This is a genomic window from Amycolatopsis ponsaeliensis, assembly GCF_030182635.1.
GTDB classification, from domain to species: domain Bacteria; phylum Actinomycetota; class Actinomycetes; order Mycobacteriales; family Pseudonocardiaceae; genus Amycolatopsis; species Amycolatopsis ponsaeliensis.
In genome coordinates, this window is the sequence record NZ_JAPZLD010000115.1 from 1 (window position 1) to 1,509 (window position 1,509).

1 protein-coding gene is annotated in these 1,509 nt (G+C 68.3%); it reads left to right on the plus strand.

Annotated elements, in window-relative coordinates:
• Positions 1–55 precede the first annotated feature (55 nt).
• The gene (gene tnpC / locus QQ657_RS56455) at positions 56–1,501 is read left to right on the plus strand and encodes an IS66 family transposase (RefSeq protein WP_284750741.1); all 1,446 of its coding nucleotides are present in this window, start codon (positions 56–58) and stop codon (positions 1,499–1,501) included.
• Positions 1,502–1,509: the final 8 nt, after the last annotated feature.

Here is a 1,509-nt window from a genome sequence, read left to right on the forward strand (position 1 = left end):
GTAACTAGTCAGGTCCCCGGTCGTGTGGTGGTTGTCGTGGTGCGATGATCATCGTGTGACCGGGGATGGGCGTCCGTCGTATGACGAGCTTGCTGCTCTGGTGGTCGCGCAGGCGGAAACGATCACGGTGTTGCGGGCCGAAGTTGAGCGGCTGACCGCGCGGGTCGGGGAACTGGAGCGGCAGTTGAAGACAAACTCGCAGAACTCGTCGAAGCCGCCTTCGCAGGACGTGTATGTCAAGCCGGCACCGAAATCGCTGCGCCGAAAAACCGGGCGCGGGCCAGGGAAGCAGCCTGGCACGCCGGGCGCAAACCTGAGATTTGTCGCCGACCCGGACAGCGTCATCAATCACGTCCCCGTCGCGTGCTCAGGCTGCGGCAAGGGACTCCGCCACCGCCCGGACGTGGGTGCGCTGCGCCGTCAGGTGCATGATCTGCCCGAGATCAGGCTGGTAGTGACCGAGCATCGGCTGCATCAACGCCGCTGCGGGTGCGGGGCGCTGACCACCGCAGCCGCGCCCGCCGAGGCGACCGGACCGGCCTGCTATGGCCCGAACCTGACCGCGCTGGCCGCGTATCTGCTGACCTATCAGCACCTGCCGATCGCCCGCGCCTGCGCACTGCTGACCGAGGTGACCGGCATGGCCGTATCCACCGGCTGGGTCAGCTCGGTGCTGGGCCGGATCGCGCCCCGGCTGGCATCCTTCACCGACGCCACCCAGGCCGCGATCGCGGCGGCGCCGGTGGCGCACTTCGACGAGACCGGCCTGCGGGTGCTCGGCAAGAATCGGTGGCTGCACTCGGCCTCCACCGCCTGGCTGACCGCCTATTTCCTGCACGAGAAGCGGGGCCGGGACGCGATCGACGCGTTCGGGATCCTGGACGGGTTCGCCGGGGTCGCGGTGCACGACGGCTGGCATCCCTACCGCACCTACGACCTCACTCACGCGCTCTGCAACGCCCACCACCAGCGCGAACTGCAGGCCGCGGCCGAAGCCCATCCCGAGCGGAGCTGGCCTGAGGCGCTCAGCGCGGTCCTGGACGAGCTCAACGCCGCCGCCCACACCGCCCGCGACCTCGACCTGGACCGGATCCCCGAGGAGGTCCTCACCTCGTTGACCAGCCGCTACGACACCTATGTCCAGGCCGGTCTGCGGCTGCACCCGCGTAATCACCGGGGTCATCCCCAGGGCGGGCGGCCCAGCCAAAGCCCGGCCCGGCGACTGCTGGACCGGCTCGAGAAATACCGCGGTGATGTCCTGCGGTTTGCGTTCGATCTGACGGTGCCGTTCACCAACAACCAGGCCGAACGTGACATCCGGATGACCAAAACCCAGCTCAAGGTCTCCGGTGGCTGGCGCACCGAACACGGCGCCAGCACCTGGCTCACGGTGCGCTCCTACGTCTCCACCGTCGGCAAGAACGGCCTCAACGTCATCACCGCACTCCGCGACGCCATCACCGGAAACCCCTGGCTTCCAACCAGCCCCGCAACCACCTGACTAGTTAC